General features: G+C 72.3%; 15 protein-coding genes. 3 read left to right on the forward strand and 12 right to left on the reverse strand.

From position 1 onward, the window contains the following. Window positions 1–100 precede the first annotated feature (100 nt). Both BG418_RS34655 and BG418_RS34660 read right to left on the reverse strand, forming a co-directional pair. On the reverse strand, window positions 101–1,228 hold the full coding sequence (locus BG418_RS34655) for a carbohydrate kinase family protein (RefSeq protein WP_399001438.1): 1,128 nt from the start codon (window positions 1,226–1,228) through the stop codon (window positions 101–103). 65 nt (window positions 1,229–1,293) lie between these two features. Further along, a complete protein-coding gene (locus BG418_RS34660; protein WP_399001441.1) occupies window positions 1,294–2,580 on the reverse strand; it encodes an enolase C-terminal domain-like protein in 1,287 nt (428 codons plus the stop codon). A 241-nt stretch (window positions 2,581–2,821) separates the two neighbouring features. On the opposite strand from BG418_RS34660, the gene BG418_RS34665 reads away from it, so the two are divergent. Next, window positions 2,822–4,003 (forward strand): MFS transporter, encoded by a 1,182-nt coding sequence (locus BG418_RS34665; RefSeq protein WP_223185825.1) that lies wholly within the window; start codon window positions 2,822–2,824, stop codon window positions 4,001–4,003. Window positions 4,004–4,288: 285 nt separating this feature from the next. Here the strand turns inward: BG418_RS34665 and BG418_RS34670 are convergent, their stop codons facing one another. The 8 genes from BG418_RS34670 to hrcA form a co-directional block, all read right to left on the reverse strand. Beyond that, complete coding sequence (locus BG418_RS34670) at window positions 4,289–5,287, reverse strand: adenosine deaminase (RefSeq protein ID WP_188278029.1); 999 nt, start codon at window positions 5,285–5,287, stop codon at window positions 4,289–4,291. Between the two features lie 63 nt (window positions 5,288–5,350). Next, the gene (locus BG418_RS34675; protein ID WP_188278030.1) at window positions 5,351–6,262 is read right to left on the reverse strand and encodes a ribonuclease Z; all 912 of its coding nucleotides are present in this window, start codon (window positions 6,260–6,262) and stop codon (window positions 5,351–5,353) included. 6 nt (window positions 6,263–6,268) lie between these two features. Next, complete coding sequence (locus BG418_RS34680) at window positions 6,269–6,628, reverse strand: histidine triad nucleotide-binding protein (protein ID WP_188278031.1); 360 nt, start codon at window positions 6,626–6,628, stop codon at window positions 6,269–6,271. Between the two features lie 104 nt (window positions 6,629–6,732). Further along, window positions 6,733–7,269, reverse strand: a complete 537-nt coding sequence (locus BG418_RS34685; RefSeq protein WP_188278032.1) for a hypothetical protein — start codon at window positions 7,267–7,269, stop codon at window positions 6,733–6,735. A 65-nt stretch (window positions 7,270–7,334) separates the two neighbouring features. Next, a complete protein-coding gene (locus BG418_RS34690) occupies window positions 7,335–8,087 on the reverse strand; it encodes a 16S rRNA (uracil(1498)-N(3))-methyltransferase (protein WP_188278033.1) in 753 nt (250 codons plus the stop codon). Next, window positions 8,084–9,166 carry a nitronate monooxygenase gene (locus BG418_RS34695; RefSeq protein ID WP_188278034.1) on the reverse strand — a complete coding sequence of 361 codons (1,083 nt, stop codon included), beginning with the start codon at window positions 9,164–9,166 and terminating at the stop codon, window positions 8,084–8,086. The genes BG418_RS34690 and BG418_RS34695 overlap by 4 nt, the downstream gene beginning before the upstream one ends. A gap of 79 nt (window positions 9,167–9,245) precedes the next feature. Beyond that, complete coding sequence (gene dnaJ / locus BG418_RS34700; RefSeq protein WP_188278035.1) at window positions 9,246–10,382, reverse strand: molecular chaperone DnaJ; 1,137 nt, start codon at window positions 10,380–10,382, stop codon at window positions 9,246–9,248. Continuing rightward, complete coding sequence (hrcA, locus tag BG418_RS34705) at window positions 10,383–11,399, reverse strand: heat-inducible transcriptional repressor HrcA (protein WP_188278036.1); 1,017 nt, start codon at window positions 11,397–11,399, stop codon at window positions 10,383–10,385. Window positions 11,400–11,577: 178 nt separating this feature from the next. Between hrcA and BG418_RS34710 the strand changes: the two genes are divergently transcribed. Together BG418_RS34710 and BG418_RS34715 are read left to right on the forward strand one after the other, a co-directional pair. Beyond that, window positions 11,578–12,306: an MBL fold metallo-hydrolase gene (locus tag BG418_RS34710; RefSeq protein ID WP_188278037.1), complete on the forward strand. Its 729-nt coding sequence runs from the start codon at window positions 11,578–11,580 to the stop codon at window positions 12,304–12,306. Window positions 12,307–12,345: 39 nt separating this feature from the next. After that, entirely contained in the window at window positions 12,346–13,146 is an 801-nt protein-coding gene (locus BG418_RS34715) for a DUF3097 domain-containing protein (protein WP_188278038.1), read from the forward strand. 225 nt (window positions 13,147–13,371) lie between these two features. Here BG418_RS34715 and hemW read toward each other — a convergent pair whose 3' ends face one another. Both hemW and BG418_RS34725 read right to left on the reverse strand, forming a co-directional pair. After that, a complete protein-coding gene (hemW, locus tag BG418_RS34720; protein WP_188278039.1) occupies window positions 13,372–14,604 on the reverse strand; it encodes a radical SAM family heme chaperone HemW in 1,233 nt (410 codons plus the stop codon). A 44-nt stretch (window positions 14,605–14,648) separates the two neighbouring features. Continuing rightward, on the reverse strand, window positions 14,649–16,580 hold the full coding sequence (locus tag BG418_RS34725; RefSeq protein WP_188278040.1) for a SpoIIE family protein phosphatase: 1,932 nt from the start codon (window positions 16,578–16,580) through the stop codon (window positions 14,649–14,651). Window positions 16,581–16,745 lie beyond the last annotated feature (165 nt).

A 16,745-nucleotide genomic window follows, 5' to 3' on the forward strand; every position in this document is an offset into this window, starting at 1 on the left:
CGGGCGGCTGACGCGCTCCGGGGTCACCCAAGGGGCGCGGGGAACTGCGCGACCAGCCCGCCACGGTCCGCACCCGAGCGACGCCCCTCCGGGAGGAGGCCTACACGGGGTGCCGGAAGCCGATGGTCGGGACAGCCCGACGAAGCGGCCACGGCCGGGCCGCGCCCGGGAGCAGCCCCTCCAGGAACGCGTACCGCCGCAGCGCCGCCGGATCCTGGTCCTCGAACGTCCGCACCTGCTGCCACCACCCGGCGATCTCGGCCCAGCCGGGCGCGGACAACGACCCGCCGAACTCCTGCACCGACAGCGCGGCCGTGAGCCCCGCGAAGGCGAGCCGATCCGCCAACGGCCACCCGGCCAGCGTCCCCGTGACGAACCCCGCCACGAACACATCCCCCGCCCCCGTGGGATCGAGCGCCTCCACCGCGATCGCGGGCACCTCCGCGGTCTCCCCCGTCGACCCGTCCACCGCGTACGCGCCCTCCGCGCCAAGAGTGACCACGGCGACCGGCACCTTCTCGGCCAGGGCGCGCGCGGCCGCCCGCGGGCAGTCGGTGCGCGTGTACCGCATCGCCTCCCCCGCGTTGGGCAGAAACGCCTCGCAGTGTTCGAGCCCGGCCAGCCCCGCCAGGTCCCAGTGCCCCGTGTCGTCCCAGCCGACATCGGCGAAGATCCGCGAGCCATGCCGGGCCGCGTCCTCGATCCACTCCTCCCGCCGCCCCGGCACCAGCGAGGCGATCGCGGCACGCGCGCGTGGCGGGCAGGCGGGCGCGGACTCCTCCGGGGGCGCCTCGTGCCCGTGCGAGACCATCGTGCGCTCGCCCTCGTACGCCATGGAGACGGTGACCGGCGAGTGCCAGCCGGGCACGGTCCGCGACAGCGACAGATCGATGCCCTCGCCCTGCTCAAGGGCGTCCCAGCAGTACTCGCCGTAGTGGTCGTCGCCGAACGCCGCCGCCAGCGAGGTGCGCAGCCCGAGCCGGGACAGCGCGATGGCCATGTTGGCGACCCCGCCGGGGCTGGAGCCCATCCCGCGCGCCCAGGACTCCGTACCGCGCACGGGGGCCGAATCCAGGCCGGTGAAGATGATGTCGAGGAAGACCGTTCCGGTCAGGAAGACGTCGCAGTCCGGGTCGCGGGGCCGGCGCACCTTGCCCAGCGGGTCGACACCGGCACTGTGGCCCAAGGGGCCGTACTGGTCGCGCTGCTCTCTGCTGGATGTGGTCACGGCGGGCTCCCCGTTCGCGTACGGATCTGGCCAGTGTGCCCGATCCGGCTCGCACGGGACTCGCCCTACCAGCGGGGCAGCGCCGGAGTCGTCCATTCCGCGTGCCCGGGCGCCCGGCGCATCGCGGCGGCGTCGTCGCGGTCGCGCATGCTCCCGTCGTCCTCCAGCCACCGCCGGTGGAGCCGGTCGAGGGCGCCCCGATCGAGCTCGACACCGAGCCCGGGGGCATCGGAGACCGCGAGCCGCCCGCCCCGGAAGACATGGCGAGCGGTGATCACGTCCTCGGTCTGCCACGGGTAGTGGCTGTCGCAGGCGTAGTCGAGGTTGGGCACGGTGGCGGCGACGTGCGTCATCGCGGCGAGGCTGATGCCCATATGGGTGTTGGAGTGCATGGAAAGACCCACGCCGAAGGTGCGGCAGACCGCCGCCAGCTCCTGGGTGCGGCGCAGCCCGCCCCAGTAGTGGTGGTCGCTGAGGACGACCTGCACGGCGTCGGTGGCGAACGCCTCGCGGATCTCGGGGAAGGTCGTGACGCACATGTTGGTGGCGAGGGGGATGTCCGTCCCCGCCGAGACCTCGGCCATCGCGCGTGTGCCGGGCGCCGGGTCCTCCAGATACTCCAGTACGTCCGCGAGCTCGGCGGCGACGCGCAGCGAAGTCCCGGGCGTCCAGCCGCCGTTGGGGTCGAGCCGCAGCGGATGCCCGGGGAAGGCGTCGGCGAGCGCCCGGACGGCGGCGATCTCCTGCTCGGGCGGGAAGACACCGCCCTTGAGCTTGAACGACGTGAACCCGTACTGACCCGCGAACCGCCGGGCCTGCGCGACGATCCCGGCGGGGCCGAGCGCCGCGCCCCAGTCGTCCTTCTCCCCGGCGCCGCCCGGGTGTTCGGCCCACCGGTAGAAGAGATAGGCGCTGTACTCCACGCTGTCGCGGACCTTGCCGCCGAGGAGCATGTGGACGGGCAGACCGAGGGCCTTGCCGAGCGCATCGAGGCACGCCACCTCGAAGGCGGACACGACGGAGAGCCGCAGCTTGTCGGCGGTCTGCACCCCGCGCAGCCCGCCGACGCCCACGGAGTCGTCGACGCGGGATGCGTCGACGCCGACCGCGTCCATGAGTGTGAACAGCCCGTTCAGGTCGGCGATGTCGTGACCGACCAGCAGCGGGGCGTACGGCCGGGCGATCTCAAGGTACTTGGTGTCGCCGTACGTCTCACCGACACCGGTGACACCGCCCTCGGTGACGACTTCGACGACGAGGCGCGGGGTGTACGGCTGATGGACGCCCTGGACGTTGAGGAGTGGGGGGTCGGAGACGAGGACGGGGGTGAGCCGGACTTCGCGTATATCCACAAGAATCAAGACTAGATATGTGAACAAGACCGGGTCAAGGGATCAGAGGGAGACCTCGATCCGGATCGCGTGAAATACCCGGCAATCATCAACGCAAACAAAAAGTGACCCAGATCACTCATCCGCGACTTTCGTGCACTCCGGGCGCTTGATACAAATTGGGCCCGCGTTCCCGTACAACACCGGGCGCATCTCCCCTCTTTGGCATCTGCCCGTTCGGGCACCGCTCCCTGGAACGCCCATGTCCGCACGCCCTCGTGCTGCCTGGCCCCTGGTCGCCGTCTTCGCGGCCGGCTACCTCGCCGCGTATCTGCTCCCCACCGTCGTCGGACGGCTCTCCTCGGGCCTCGGGCTCTCGTCCACGCAGGCCGGACTCATCGGCTCCACACTGCTGTTGAGCTCGGCGGCGGCCGGATTCACGCTGGCGTCCCGGGTGGAGCGGTACGGGGAGCGGCGCCTGGCCCGCCTGGGACTGCTGCTCGCGTTCATCGGTTACGGGGGCGGCGCGCTGACGACGTACGTACCGCTCGTCGTGGCGGGCGCGGTCGTCGGGGGCTTCGGGTCCGGTACGGCGACGGCCGTGGCCGCGGCGGGGACGGCCGCGCGGCCCGACCCCCACCGGGCGACCACGCTCGGCCTGCTGACCGTCTCGGCCACGGCCGGGGCGCTGTATCTGACGATCCCTCACCTCGGCGGCGGCCATGGGCTGCCGTTCGCGGCGATCGCGCTGGTGGCGGCGGCGGTGTGGCCGGTGACGGGACGGCTGCCGGGGCCGGGTGCGGCGCGGGTTTCCTTGGGGGCGTCTTCCGCCCCTCTCCCCCGACTCCGCTCGGGCGCGGTGCTGGCCGTGGGGATGCTCTGCTGGTCCCTCGCCCAGAACGCGCTGTGGGGGGTGAGCGGGCGCATCGGCCTGACGCAGGCGGGGCTGTCCGAGGTCACCGTCGGCGCGGTGTTCGCCGTCGCGCTCGGGGCGGGGCTGCTCGGGGTGAGCGGGGCGGGGGCGCTGGGCCTGCGGTTCGGGCGGGCGGTGCCGATCGGGGTGGGGACGGTGGTGATCGCGGGGTGTGTCGTCCTCAGCTCCTCGGCGCGGGATCTGCCGTCGTTCGCGGGCGGTGTGATGCTGTGGAACGTCTTCTACCCGGTCGTGCTCTCGTATCTGCTGGGCCTCGGGGCCGCGCTGGATCCTCGGGGGCGGTGGGCGGTGCTGGTGGGTTCGGCGTCGTCGCTCGGCGTCGCGGGCGGGCCGCTGACGGGGAGTCTGCTGTCGTCGTACGCGGGGTTCGGGGGGATGGGTTTGGTGCTGGCCGCGCTGCTCCTGACGGTGGCACTGCCGCTGGCCGCGGTGGCGCGGGGGGTGTCCGGGCGGGGGCCGGTGGTGGGCGCGGTGCACGTGGACGAGCCCCAGGTGGCCCTGGCGTCTTAGCCCCCCACCCCGCCCCTTCCCTAAACCCTCCGGGGGTGGGTGGGGGTGGAGGAGGTTTCCCGGGGGCGGGGACCCCCGGACCCCGAGGCGGGGGCTGCGCCCCCTGCGCCCCTCTTCGTCTGCGGACCGTACTGGGTTGCTCGCGCAGTTCCCCGCGCCCCTTAACGGGCCCGAAGGGCCCTCCTAGGGGCGCGGGGAACTGCGCGATCAGCCCCCACCGGCGGTCAGCCGGAGAACCCGGCCGCCCGCCAAGGGCTTTCGGGAAGGGGCGGGGTGGGGAAAGGATCACGCCGTATCGAACTCGTACGCCTCCACCTCCCCCAAATACCGCTCCCGCAGGCCCTCCTCGTCGTCGAGGAACGCCGCCAGGAACGAGTTCCGCGCGAGTTCCCGCAGGCGCTCATCCGAAAGCCCCAGCGCATCCCGCACCGCGAGGAACGTGTCATCCACGTACCCCCCGAAGTACGCAGGATCGTCGGAGTTCACCGTGCACAGAAGCCCCGCATCCATCATCCGCCCCAACGGATGCGCCTCCAGAACGTCCACGGCACGGAGCCGGACGTTCGACAGAGGGCACAGCGTCAGCGGGATCCGGTCGCGGACCAGGCGCGCCACCAACTCCGGGTCCTCAAGCGCCCGCAGCCCGTGGTCGATCCGCTCGACGCCGAGCACGTCCAGCGCCTCGGTGATGTACGACGGCGGCCCCTCCTCCCCCGCGTGCGCGACCTTGCGCAACCCGAGCGCGGAGGCCACCGCGTACACCTCACGGAACTTCGCCGGCGGATGCCCGACCTCGGCGGAGTCGAGACCGATCCCCACGATCCGGTGCAGATACGGCCGCGCCGCATCCAGCGTCGCAAGCGCCGACTCGGCCGACTGGTCCCGCAGGAAGCAGAGGATCAGCCGGGTCGAGATGCCATGGCGCTCCCGGCTGCGGTCGAGCGCGCGGCCGAGCCCCTCCACCACCGTTCCGATCGACACGCCCCGCGCGGTGTGCGCCTGCGGGTCGAAGAAGATCTCCGCGTGCCGCACCCCCTGCGCCGCCGCCCGCGCCAGATACGCCTCTGCCAGCGCCTCGAAGTCGTCCTCCGTCCGCAGCACCGCCATCAGCGAGTAGTACAGGTCGAGGAAGGACTGCAGGTCGTCGAAGAGGTACGCCTTGCGCAGCTCCTCGGTGTCGGCGTACGGGAGCCGGACCCCGTTGCGCGCGGCCAGTTCGAAGGCGAGCTCGGGTTCGAGGGTGCCTTCGATGTGGAGGTGGAGTTCGGCCTTGGGGAGGGGCATGTGGTGCTGCTTCCTAGGTGGTGCGTGCGTTGCGTGTGAATCCCGTACGTCAACGGCGTACGTCTACGTCGTACGTTTCGGCAGCGGCACCCTCATCAGGTCCTCCGCCACCGTCAGCTCCCCCTCGAACCCCGCCGCCCGCGCCTGTCGTTCGAACTCGGCCGGGTCGGCGTAGCGCTGCGAGAAGTGGGTGAGGACCAGGTGGCGTACGCCCGCGTCGCGCGCCACCACCGCCGCCTGACCTGCCGTCAAGTGGCCGTGATCCGCGGCCAGTTGGACGTCCTCGTCCAGGAACGTCGACTCGATGACGAGCATGTCGCAGCCCTCCGCCAGCGCGTACACGCCGTCGCAGAGCCGGGTGTCCATGACGAACGCGAACCGCTGTCCGCGCCGTATCTCGCTGACCTCGTCGAGCGTGACCCCGTCGACCTCGCCCTCGCGCTGGAGGCGGCCCACGTCCGGCCCGGCGATACCGCGCTCGGCGAGCAGCGCGGGCAGCATACGGCGGCGGTCCGGCTCGGTGACGCGGTAGCCGTACGACTCGACCGGGTGCGAGAGCCGCCGCGCGTCCAGCGTGTACGCGTCGGTCGCGGCCAGCACCGCCCCCTCCCCCTCGACCGGCGCCTGGCCGAGCTCGACCGTCTCGCGGTAGGCCGTGGCGTACCGCAGCCGGTCGAAGAAGCGCTGCCCGCTCGCCGGGTAGTGCGCGGTGACCGGGTGCGGCACCCGGTCGAGGTTGATCCGCTGGATCACCCCGGCCAGGCCCAGCGAGTGGTCGCCGTGGAAGTGCGTGACGCAGATCCGGTCGATGTCGTGCGCGGCCACCCCGGCCCGCAGCATCTGCCGCTGGGTGCCCTCGCCGGGGTCGAAGAGGATGCCCTCGCCGTCCCAGCGCAGCAGATAGCCGTTGTGGTTGCGGTGCCGGGTCGGGACCTGGCTGGCGGTGCCGAGCACCACCACTTCACGTACGGACACGATCGGTTATCCGGGGGGCCACTGCATGCCGCGGCCGCCGAGCAGATGGGCGTGGGCGTGGAAGACGGTCTGGCCCGCGCCGCTGCCGGTGTTGAAGACGATCCGGTAACCGCTCCCGTCGATCTTCTCCTCGCCAGCGATCTCCCCCGCCTCGCGCAGCAGATCGGCGGCGACCGCCGGTTCGGCGGCGGCCAGCGAGGCCGCGTCCGGGTAGTGGACCCGGGGAATGACGAGGATGTGCGTCGGGGCCTGGGGGTTTATATCGCGGAAAGCGACGACGGTCTCGCTCTCGCGGACGACGGTCGCGGGGACGTCCCCCGAGACGATCTTGCAGAACAGGCAGTCCGCCTGCGGCTCTCCGGCCACGGTCCTGAGCTCCTCGGTAGCGGTGATCAGTTCATGGGCATGCTACTGAGGTTCGCGGGGCGATGACGTGCCGCCCTCTCCGGGAACGCATGAGTCCAGCTCGCTCACTTGCCCCGGAACGTCTCCGTCACCGTCACGGTGACCGTCGCCGTGGGGTGGCTGCCCGGTTTGCCCGGGGGCTTGGGGTGGGTGGTCGTGGTGGGCGCGGGGGCGTTGCAGTTGCCCAGGACGGTGGCCTTGAAGACCGTGCGGTCGCCGACCTTCGCCGTCAGGTCGCCGCGTACGCAGCGGTCGTCGACGACCGAGGTGACCTTGCCGGTGACCGTGATCGCCTTGTTGTCCTTGGTGCGGCCCCGGCAGTCGACCGTGGCGACCGAGTGCGTCGAGGAGGGGGACGGCTTACGGGTCGAGGTGCTGTTACCGCTGACCTTCGCCGTACAGGACAGCCACGACACGTTCACGCCGTCCTGCTTCAGCTTGTCCGTCGCCGTCTTGTCGGTGGTGATCGAGACGGTCGCCGAGCTCATGCCGCCCACCGGGTCGCAGGCCGCGGCCGCCGTGCCCGCCACCGCGACGACCCCGAGCGCGGCGAGCGCGCGCCGGTGCCGCAGCGGAATGCGTAGGTATCTCCTTGCCCCCATACGCGCCAGCGTCCCACCGGCCCGGCCCGCGCGGTAGACCGCTTTACGACGTCACTTGGGGCGGCTCAAGCCCAGCGCCCCGTGCGTCCCATCAGCAACGCGGCAGCTGCCGTACCGGCGGTGGAGGTGCGCAGGACGCTCGGGCCGAGGCGGTACGGCTTGGCGCCCGCCGCCTCGAAAACCGCCAGCTCCTCGGGGGACACACCGCCTTCCGGGCCCACCACCAGGACGATCTCCCCGCGCTCGGGCAGCTTCGCGGTGGCCAGCGCCTCGCTCGGGGCGTCCCGGTCCTCGTGCAGCACGGCGGCGAAATCAGCCGTGGCCAGAAACGCGACAACCTGCTTGGTCGTCATCGCGTCCCGTACCTCCGGGAACCGCACCCGGCGCGACTGCTTGCCCGACTCACGGGCCGTACTGCGCCATTTGGCCAGGGACTTGGCGCCCCTGTCGCCCTTCCACTGGGTGATGCAGCGCGCGGCCTGCCACGGCACCACCGCGTCGACGCCGGTCTCGGTCATCGTCTCCACGGCGACCTCGCCCCGGTCGCCCTTGGGCAGCGCCTGGACGACGGTGATCCGCACCTCCGGCTCGGGCTCGTGCCGTACGGAGTCGACCTGGACGACGAGCCGGTCCTTGCCCTCGGTCTCCAGGACCACGGCGTCGGCCCAGTCGCCGTGCCCGTCGGTGAGCACCACGTCCTCACCGGGACCGAGCCGCTTGACCGAGACGGCGTGCCGCCCCTCGGGCCCGTCCAGGACGTACCGGCCGCCCGGTCCCACCGCTGTGAAACCGTCGACCACGAAGACCGGGGCGGTCATGACGCACTCCTCATGTTTCTCGATGCCGCCGCCAACGCGGCCAGCGAAGCGTCCAGTTCGGCCGCCAGTACCTCCACCAGCTGCCCGGCGGGCAGCTCGCGCGCGAGCCGGTGGCCCTGGCCCGCCCACAGGGCCATGCCCTGTGCGTCCCCGGCCGCCGCGGCGGCCCGCCGCAGTCCGGTGGTGATCTGGTGCACCTCCGGATACGCGGCCGGTGCGTACGGCCCGTGCTCGCGCATGAACCGGTTGACCAGGCCGCGGGCCGGCCGTCCGGAGAAGGCTCGGGTCAACTCCGTACGGGTGAAAAGGGGGTTGGTCAGCGCGTGCTTGTGCAGCACGTGGGCGCCGGACTCCGGGCAGGCCAGGAACGCCGTGCCGAGCTGCGCCGCGTCCGCGCCCGCCGCGAGCACCGCCGCGATCTGGGCGCCGCGCATCAGTCCGCCGGTCGCGATGATCGGCAGCCGTACGGCCTCGCGGACCAGGGTGATCAGGGTGAGCAGCCCGATCCCGGAGCCGTCGGCCTGCGGGTCGTCGCGGTGCGTCGACTGGTGTCCGCCCGCCTCTATGCCCTGCACGCACACGGCGTCGGCCCCGGCGCTCTGGGCGGCCAGCGCCTCGTCGGGGGTGGTCACGGTGACGACGGTGTACGTGCCGACGGCCGCGAATCCGGCAAGTACCTCGGGCTCGGGGCAGCCGAAGGTGAACGACACGGCCGGGACCGGGTCGTCGCGCAGGATCGCCAGCTTGGCCTCGTAGCCGTCGTCGCCGCCGGAGTCGGCCTCGCCCAGCGGCGTCTCGTACCAGGTGGCCTCGCCCGCCAGCTGGTGCCGGTACACCTCGATGACCGAGGGGTCGGTGTGCGGGGGCTGCGGCATGAACAGGTTGACCCCGAAGGGGCGGCCGGTGAGCCGCCGCAGCTCCTTGATCTCCTGGTACATCCCGTCGGCCGTCTTGTACCCGGCGGCCAGGAATCCGAGCCCGCCGGCCTCGCAGACCGCGGCGGCGAGACCGGCGGCGGAGACGCCACCGGCCATGGGGGCCTGCACGATCGGATACCGGCAGAGATCGGTCAAAGCCATGCCCGCATCGTGCCACGGGTGCGCTCCGGTACCCGAATCGCGTCCGGGGCCCGGGGGACGCGCCCCCGGGCTATGGACATCAGCGGCCGTTGAACGCGTCCTTCAGTCGGGAGAACAAGCCCTGCTGGCCCGGCTGGAACTGGCCCAGGGGGCGCTCCTCGCCACGCAGCTTGGCGAGCTGGCGCAGCAGGTCCTCCTGCTGGGGGTCCATCTTGGTCGGCGTGGTGACCTCGACGTGGACGATCAGATCGCCCCGGCCGCCGCCGCGCAGATGCGTCACACCGCGTGCGTGCAGCGGGATGGACTGGCCCGACTGGGTGCCCGGGCGGATGTCCACCTCCTCCATGCCGTCCAGCGTCTGCAGCGGCACCTTGGTGCCGAGCGCCGCCGCCGTCATGGGGATGGTCACCGTGCAGTGCAGATCGTCGCCGCGCCGCTGGAAGACGTCGTGCGCCAGCTCGTGGATCTCCACATAGAGGTCGCCGGCGGGGCCGCCGCCGGGGCCGACCTCGCCCTCGCCCGCCAGCTGGATCCGGGTGCCGTTGTCCACACCGGCCGGGATCTTGACGGTGAGGGTGCGCCGCGAACGGATCCGGCCGTCGCCCGCGCACTCGGGGCACGGGGTCGGCACCACGGTGCCGAAGCCCTGGCACTGCGGGCACGGCCGCGAGGTCATGACCTGGCCGAGGAAGGACCGGGTGACCTGGGAGACCTCGCCGCGGCCGCGGCACATGTCACACGTCTGCGCCGAGGTGCCGGGAGCGGCGCCCTCGCCGGAGCAGGTCGTACAGACGACCGCCGTGTCGACCTGGATCTCCTTGGTGGTCCCGAAGGCCGCCTCGTTGAGGTCGATCTCCAGGCGGATCATGGCGTCCTGGCCCCGGCGGGTCCGCGAGCGCGGGCCGCGCTGCGAGGCCGTGCCGAAGAACGCGTCCATGATGTCCGAGAAGTTCCCGAACCCGCCCGCGCCGAAGCCGCCCGCGCCACCGCCGCCGGAGGACGACAGGGGGTCGCCGCCGAGGTCGTAGACCTGCTTCTTCTGCGGGTCCGACAACACCTCGTAAGCGGCGTTGATCTCCTTGAACCGCTCCTGGGTCTTGGGGTCGGGGTTCACATCGGGGTGAAGTTCCCTCGCCAGTCTCCGGAACGCCTTCTTGATCTCGTCCTGCGATGCGTCGCGGCGTACGCCCAGTACGGCGTAGTAGTCCGTGGCCACTTACGACTCCGCCAGGATCTGTCCGACGTAACGTGCCACTGCGCGTACCGCTCCCATCGTTCCGGGGTAATCCATGCGGGTCGGTCCGACCACGCCGAGTTTTGCGACGGCTTCGCCGCCCGAACCGTAGCCGACCGAGACGACGGACGTGGAGTTCAGCCCTTCATGGGCGTTCTCATGCCCGATACGTACGGTCATGCCCGATTCCTTGGCCTCGCCGAGCAGTTTGAGGAGCACGACCTGCTCCTCAAGTGCCTCCAGCACCGGCCGAATGGTCAGGGGAAAATCGTGTCCGAAGCGGGTCAGATTGGCGGTGCCGCCGATCATCAACCGCTCCTCGGTCTCCTCGACCAGGGTTTCCAGCAAGGTGGACAGAACCGTCGAAACGGTTCCTCGGTCCTCCGGCTCGAAGGACTCCGGCATGTCCTGCACCAGCTGCGGTACGTCCGCGAAGCGGCGCCCCACGACACGGCTGTTGAGCCGGGCCCGCAGATCCGCGAGCGAGGTCTCGCCGAACGGCGCCGGGCAGTCGACCAACCGCTGCTCGACCCGCCCGGTGTCCGTGATGAGCACCAGCATCAGCCTGGCGGGCGCGAGCGAGAGCAGTTCCACATGCCGCACGGTCGAGCGCGTCAGCGACGGGTACTGCACCACGGCGACCTGCCGGGTCAGCTGCGCGAGCAGCCGCACCGTGCGCGCCACGACATCGTCGAGGTCGACGGCCCCGTCCAGGAAGTTCTGGATGGCCCGCCGCTCCGGCGACGTCATGGGCTTGACGCCCGCGAGCTTGTCGACGAACAGCCGGTAGCCCTTGTCCGTGGGGATACGGCCCGCGCTGGTGTGAGGCTGGGCGATGAAGCCCTCCTCTTCCAGGACGGCCATGTCGTTGCGCACGGTCGCCGGTGAGACGCCGAGCGCGTGGCGCTCGGTCAGGGCCTTCGACCCGACCGGCTCCTCGGTGCCGACATAGTCCTGGACGATGGCGCGCAGCACTTCGAGTCTGCGTTCACTGAGCACCGCGCACACCTCCAGCTGTGGTCCCTGGCCGCTCTGCCTGGCACTCTGTGCGTTCGAGTGCCAGCATTCCCCCGGCCAGTGTACGGCCGACCGGTACACCCCTAGCAAGGGCGGCCACCGTTGCCGCTCGCGGCGCGGTCGAGCGACGCGCCCGGTGACCCGGGATACCGTCGCAGTCATGGGCATCGACACGACGAACATCCGCTGGGAGGAGTACGGCTGGGAGCGCCTGGGCGACGGCGTCGGCCGCCGCCGGCTGCCCGGCTGGGACGCGACGGCCGGCCTGGTCGTCGGCGACAAGGCGGTACTGCTGTACGACACGGGGTCCACGCTGCGCGAGGGCGCCGAACTGCGCGCCCAGGCGCAGGCGCTCGCCGGGCGCCGCGTGACCCATATCGCACTCAGCCATCCGCACTTCGACCATGTGCTCGGCACGGCCGCGTTCTCGGGCTGCGAGGTGTACGGGGCGGTGGGCATCGACCGGGTCCTGGACGGCGAGGCCCTGAAGGTGAGCGCGACCGCCCACGGGGTCCCGGTGGCGCAGGCCGCCGAGGCGGCCGACCTGCTGGTCTCGCCGCACCACTTCGTGAGCGGCGAGTGGACGCTGGACCTGGGCGGCCGCCAGGTCCTGCTGGCCAACGTGGGCCCGGGCCACTCCGGCCACGACCTGGCCCTGCTGATCCCCGGCTCCCCCGAGATCGTCTTCTGCGGCGACCTGGTCGAGGAGTCCGGCGAACCGCAGGCGGGCCCGGACGCGGTCCGCACGCGCTGGCCCGCGGCGCTGGACAGGTTGCTGGAGCTGGGCGGGGAGGACGCGGTGTACGTACCGGGGCACGGGGCGGTGGTGGACGCGGGGTTCGTACGCGAGCAACGGGCGTCGCTGGCAGCCCAATTCGGCGTGTCGTAAGTTCCCTTCGTCTCCGGCTCAGCCCGTATTCTCATCCGAATGCGCAGCTACAGCCCGGATCTGACCCCGCCCTGGAAGAAGCAGGCCCCGGCCCCCGAGGTCGCCGCCGAGCCCGATCTGGTGGTGGAGGAGGTGACGACCGGCTTCTGCGGGGCGGTGATCCGCTGCGAGGCGGGCACGGTGACGCTGGAGGACCGCTTCGGCAAGCACCGGGTGTTCCCGCTGGCGCCGCGCGGGTTCTTGCTGGAGGGCAAGGTGGTGACGCTGGTCCGCCCGTCGGCGGCCCCTGCTCGCCCCACCCGTACGGCGTCGGGGTCGGTGGCCGTGCCCGGGGCGCGGGCGCGGGTGGCTCGGGCGGGGCGGATCTATGTCGAGGGGCGCCACGACGCCGAGCTCGTCGAGAAGGTGTGGGGCGACGACCTGCGGATCGAGGGCGTCGTCGTCGAATACCTCTCCGGCATCGACGACCTCCCCGCGATCGTCGCGGACTTCGCCCCCGGCCCCGACGCGCGCCTCGGAGTCCTGGTCGACCACCTGGTCCCCGGCTCCAAGGAGTCCCGCATCGCGGCGGCGGTCACGGGCGAACACGTCCTGGTCGCCGGGCATCCCTACATCGACGTCTGGGAGGCGGTGAAGCCGGCGTCCGTGGGGATCGAGGGGTGGCCGGTGGTGCCGCGGGGGGTGGACTGGAAGACGGGGGTGTGCGCGGCGCTGGGGTGGCCACCGAATTCCGGGGCGGCGTGGCAGCGGATTCTGTCCGGGGTGCGCACGTACAAGGACCTGGAGCCGGAGCTGCTGGGCCGGGTGGAGGAACTGATCGACTTCGTGACGGCGCCGTAGGGCTGCCGGGGGTTCGGCCCCCACCCCACCCCTTCCCGAAAGCCCTGGGCGGGCAGCCGGGTTCTTTGGGTGCGGATCGTGCTGGGTTGCTCGCGCAGTTCCCCGCGCCCCTAGGAGGGCCCTTCGGGCCCATTAAGGGGCGCGGGGAACTGCGCGACAAGCCCCCACCGGCGGCCAGGCGAACGAACAACCGCCGGAGGCTTTCGGGAAGGGGCGGGGTGGGGGCTAATCCACCAGGTCACGGACCACCGCGTCCGCCAGCAGTCGCCCCCGCAGGGTCAGGACCGCCCGGCCCTCGGCGTACGGACCCGGGTCCAGGAGGCCGTCCGACAGGGCGCGGCGCGACGCCGCCAGGCCCGCCGGGCGCAGTAGCGACAGCTCGCAGCCGTCGCGCAGACGCAGCTCCAGCAGGATGCGCTCCACCCGGCGGTCCTCCGCGGGCAGGAGCTCACGGCCCGCCCCCGGCGTACGACCGGCAGCCAGCGCCGACGCGTACGCCCCCGGATGCTTCACGTTCCACCACCGCACGCCGCCCACATGGCTGTGCGCCCCAGGACCCGCCCCCCACCAGTCCGCCCCCCGCCAGTACAGCTCGTTGTGCAGGCACCGCCCGGCCTCCGACGTGGCCCAGTTCGACACCTCATACCAGGAGTAGCCCGCCTCCGCCAGCACCGAGTCCGCGATCAGATACCGGTCCGCGTGGACGTCGTCGTCCGTCATCGGGACCTCGCCCCGGCGAATGCGCCGCGCCAGCTGCGTACCCTCCTCGACGATCAGCGCGTACGCGGAGATGTGGTCGGGGCCCGCCCCCACCGCCGCCGCCAGCGACGCGCGCCAGTCGTCGTCCGACTCCCCCGGCGTCCCGTAGATCAGGTCCAGGTTGACGTGGTCGAACCCCGCCGCCCGCGCCTCGGCGACGCACGCCTCGGGCCGCCCGGGCGTATGCGTACGGTCGAGGATCTTCAGCACGTGCTGCTTCGCGCTCTGCATCCCGAAGGACACCCGGTTGAAGCCCCCGGCCCGCAGCTCCTCCAGATACGCCCGGTCCACCGACTCGGGGTTCGCCTCCGTCGTCACCTCGGCGTCGTCCGCGAGCCCGAACTCGTCCCGTACCGCCGCCAGCATCCGTACGAGATCACCGGCGGCGAGCAGCGTCGGCGTGCCGCCGCCGACGAAGACCGTACGGACCGGACGGTCGTCGTCGCCCAGCACCTTGCGGGCGAGGCGGATCTCGTCGATCAGGGTCGAGGCGTAGTTGTCCCGGGAGGCGAGCACGCCGCCGGAACCGCGCAGCTCGGTGGCGGTGTAGGTGTTGAAGTCGCAGTAGCCGCAGCGCGTGGCGCAGTACGGAACGTGCAGGTAGAAGCCGAGCGGCCGCTCCCCCGCGCCCTCCAGGGCGGAACCGGGCAGCGCCCCGTCCTCGGGCATGGGCTCACCATCGGGCAGTACGGAAGGCATGACCCCATTGTCCGCCACCCGCGAGGGAACCCTGCCCGCCGTCCTCAGTGCGCCTGCAGCACCAGCAGCGCCAGGTCGTCCTCCGGCGGCTTCGCGCCGAACGCGTACACCGCGCGCTTGATCCGTTCCGCGATCCCGGACGCCGTCAGCCCGGCGCACTGGGCGAGCACCGTCGCGAGCCCGTCCTCGTCGTCGAACATGTGCGAACCGGAGCGCCGCTCGGTCACCCCGTCCGTGACGCACAGCAGGCTGTCGCCGGGCATCAGCCGGAAGCTCTCGCTCTCGTACGCGGCCCCCTCGACCACTCCGATCAGCACCTGCGGCACCGCCGCCGCCCGTACCGTGCCCTCGGGGTTGAGGAGCAGCGGCAGCGGGTGGCCCGCGCTGGCCAGGGTGCAGCGGGCGCCGCCGCCCTGGTCCTCGGGGACCGGCACCAGCTCCCCGTAGAGGAGGGAGAGGAATCGGGCCTGGGGCCCCTCGGGCATCTCGTGGCCGCCCGCCGTCGCGACCATCCGGGCGGCCGCCTCCGCCGCCTCGACGCCGTCGTCGACGAGCAGCTTGTTGAGGCGGTCGAGCACGTCGTGCACCGCGTACCCCTCGCGCGCGAGCAGCCGCAGCCACGGCCGCACGAGGCCGGTGACGACCGCCGCCTCCGGGCCGCTGCCCTGGACGTCGCCGAGCGCGAAGCACCAGCGGCCGTCGGCGCCCGGGAACAGGTCGTAGAAGTCGCCCCCGGCCACCCCTTCGCCGCTCGGCTGGTACACCAGCGCGCTGTCGACCCCCGGGATCTCCGCGACGCCCGCGGGCAGCAGTCCGCGCTGGAGCACCCGGCTGATGGTGACCTGCCGGGTGTACTGGCGCGCGGCGCCGATCGCCAGGGCCACCCGGCGTACGAAGTCCTCGACCAGGCCGGTGACTTCGTCGGGGATGCGCATCAGCCCGCCCCGGCCGAGCATGAGCACGCCGACCGACCGGCCACCCGCGACCATCCGGTAGGCGAGCGCCGCCCCGTCGTCCTCGTCCTGGCACGGCCAGGGCATCGGCACCGGTCCGCCGCGCGCCGACTCCGGCAGCCGGGGCGGCTCCTTCTCCAGGGCCGCCCGCAGCTCCTCGATGCCGGACTCGCGGGCGTGCCAGACCCGGGCGAGCCGGGGCGAGCCCAGCGGGCCGCCCGCCTCCGGGTCGAGCCAGATCGCGCACCAGTCGGCGAGCCGGGGCACCAGGAGCTGTCCGGCGAGCGCCGCGATCATGTCCTCGTCGAACTGGCCCGCCAGCAGGTCGGAGGCCTCGGCGAGGAAGGACAGCGCGCCCCGGTTGACCCAGTCCCGGTCGTGCTCGGACGAGGTGCGCCGGGGCGCGTTGGTGAGTATCTCGGCGGCGCGCAGCCCGCGTTGGAGGCGCGCGTCGGACCCGGGGTCGTAGTGCCCGTCCCCGTCGCTCCCGTCGCCCTCGCCGTCCTCCACCAACTCAAGGCGGGCCCATACGGTCTTGAGGCCCGTGCGGTACGTGATGCCCCAGGACTCCGAGAGCGCCGCCACCAGGTGCAGTCCCCGGCCGTACTCCGGCGCGCCCGCCTCGCGCGGGGCGCGCGGTTCGCTCCGTACAGCTCTGGAGGGATGGTGGTCGGAGACCTCCAGGACCACCCCGCCCAGGTCGCCGCCGGCCGGCGCTTCCAGGCGGCAGACCAGCTCGACCGTGGTACCCGCGTGGACCACCGCGTTGGTGACGAGCTCGTTGACCAGTATGGCGGCGTCGTCCGCGAGTCGGTCGCCGAGCCGGGTCGCGCCGGGCAGTCCCTGGTCCGTCCAGTCGGCGAGCGCGGCCCGCACGAAGCGGCGGGCGGCGGACGGGGCGAGCGGGTTGCCAGGGAGGCTGGTGCGGGCGCAGGACCGGGCGCCGTACTCCGTCGCGTCGGGCGGAGCGGGCGAGTTCAGTAGGCGGTTCACGCTCTCCCGCTGCGTTGGAATGGACCCCACGGTGCGGCTCCTGACCGGTTCTCACAATGCGCCGCTCATGACACCGACAGAGTGACAGACTGAGCGTGCCCATAAGCGCCGAGTCACCGAAGTGGGCCGAGATGAACCATGACAGTGCCGTGCCTCCTGGTGAGGGCGACTGGATCCGTGCACTGGAGCTGCGTC

Origin of the sequence: Streptomyces sp. CBMA152 (assembly GCF_014596475.1) — a bacterium.
Taxonomy (GTDB): Bacteria; Actinomycetota; Actinomycetes; order Streptomycetales; family Streptomycetaceae; genus Streptomyces.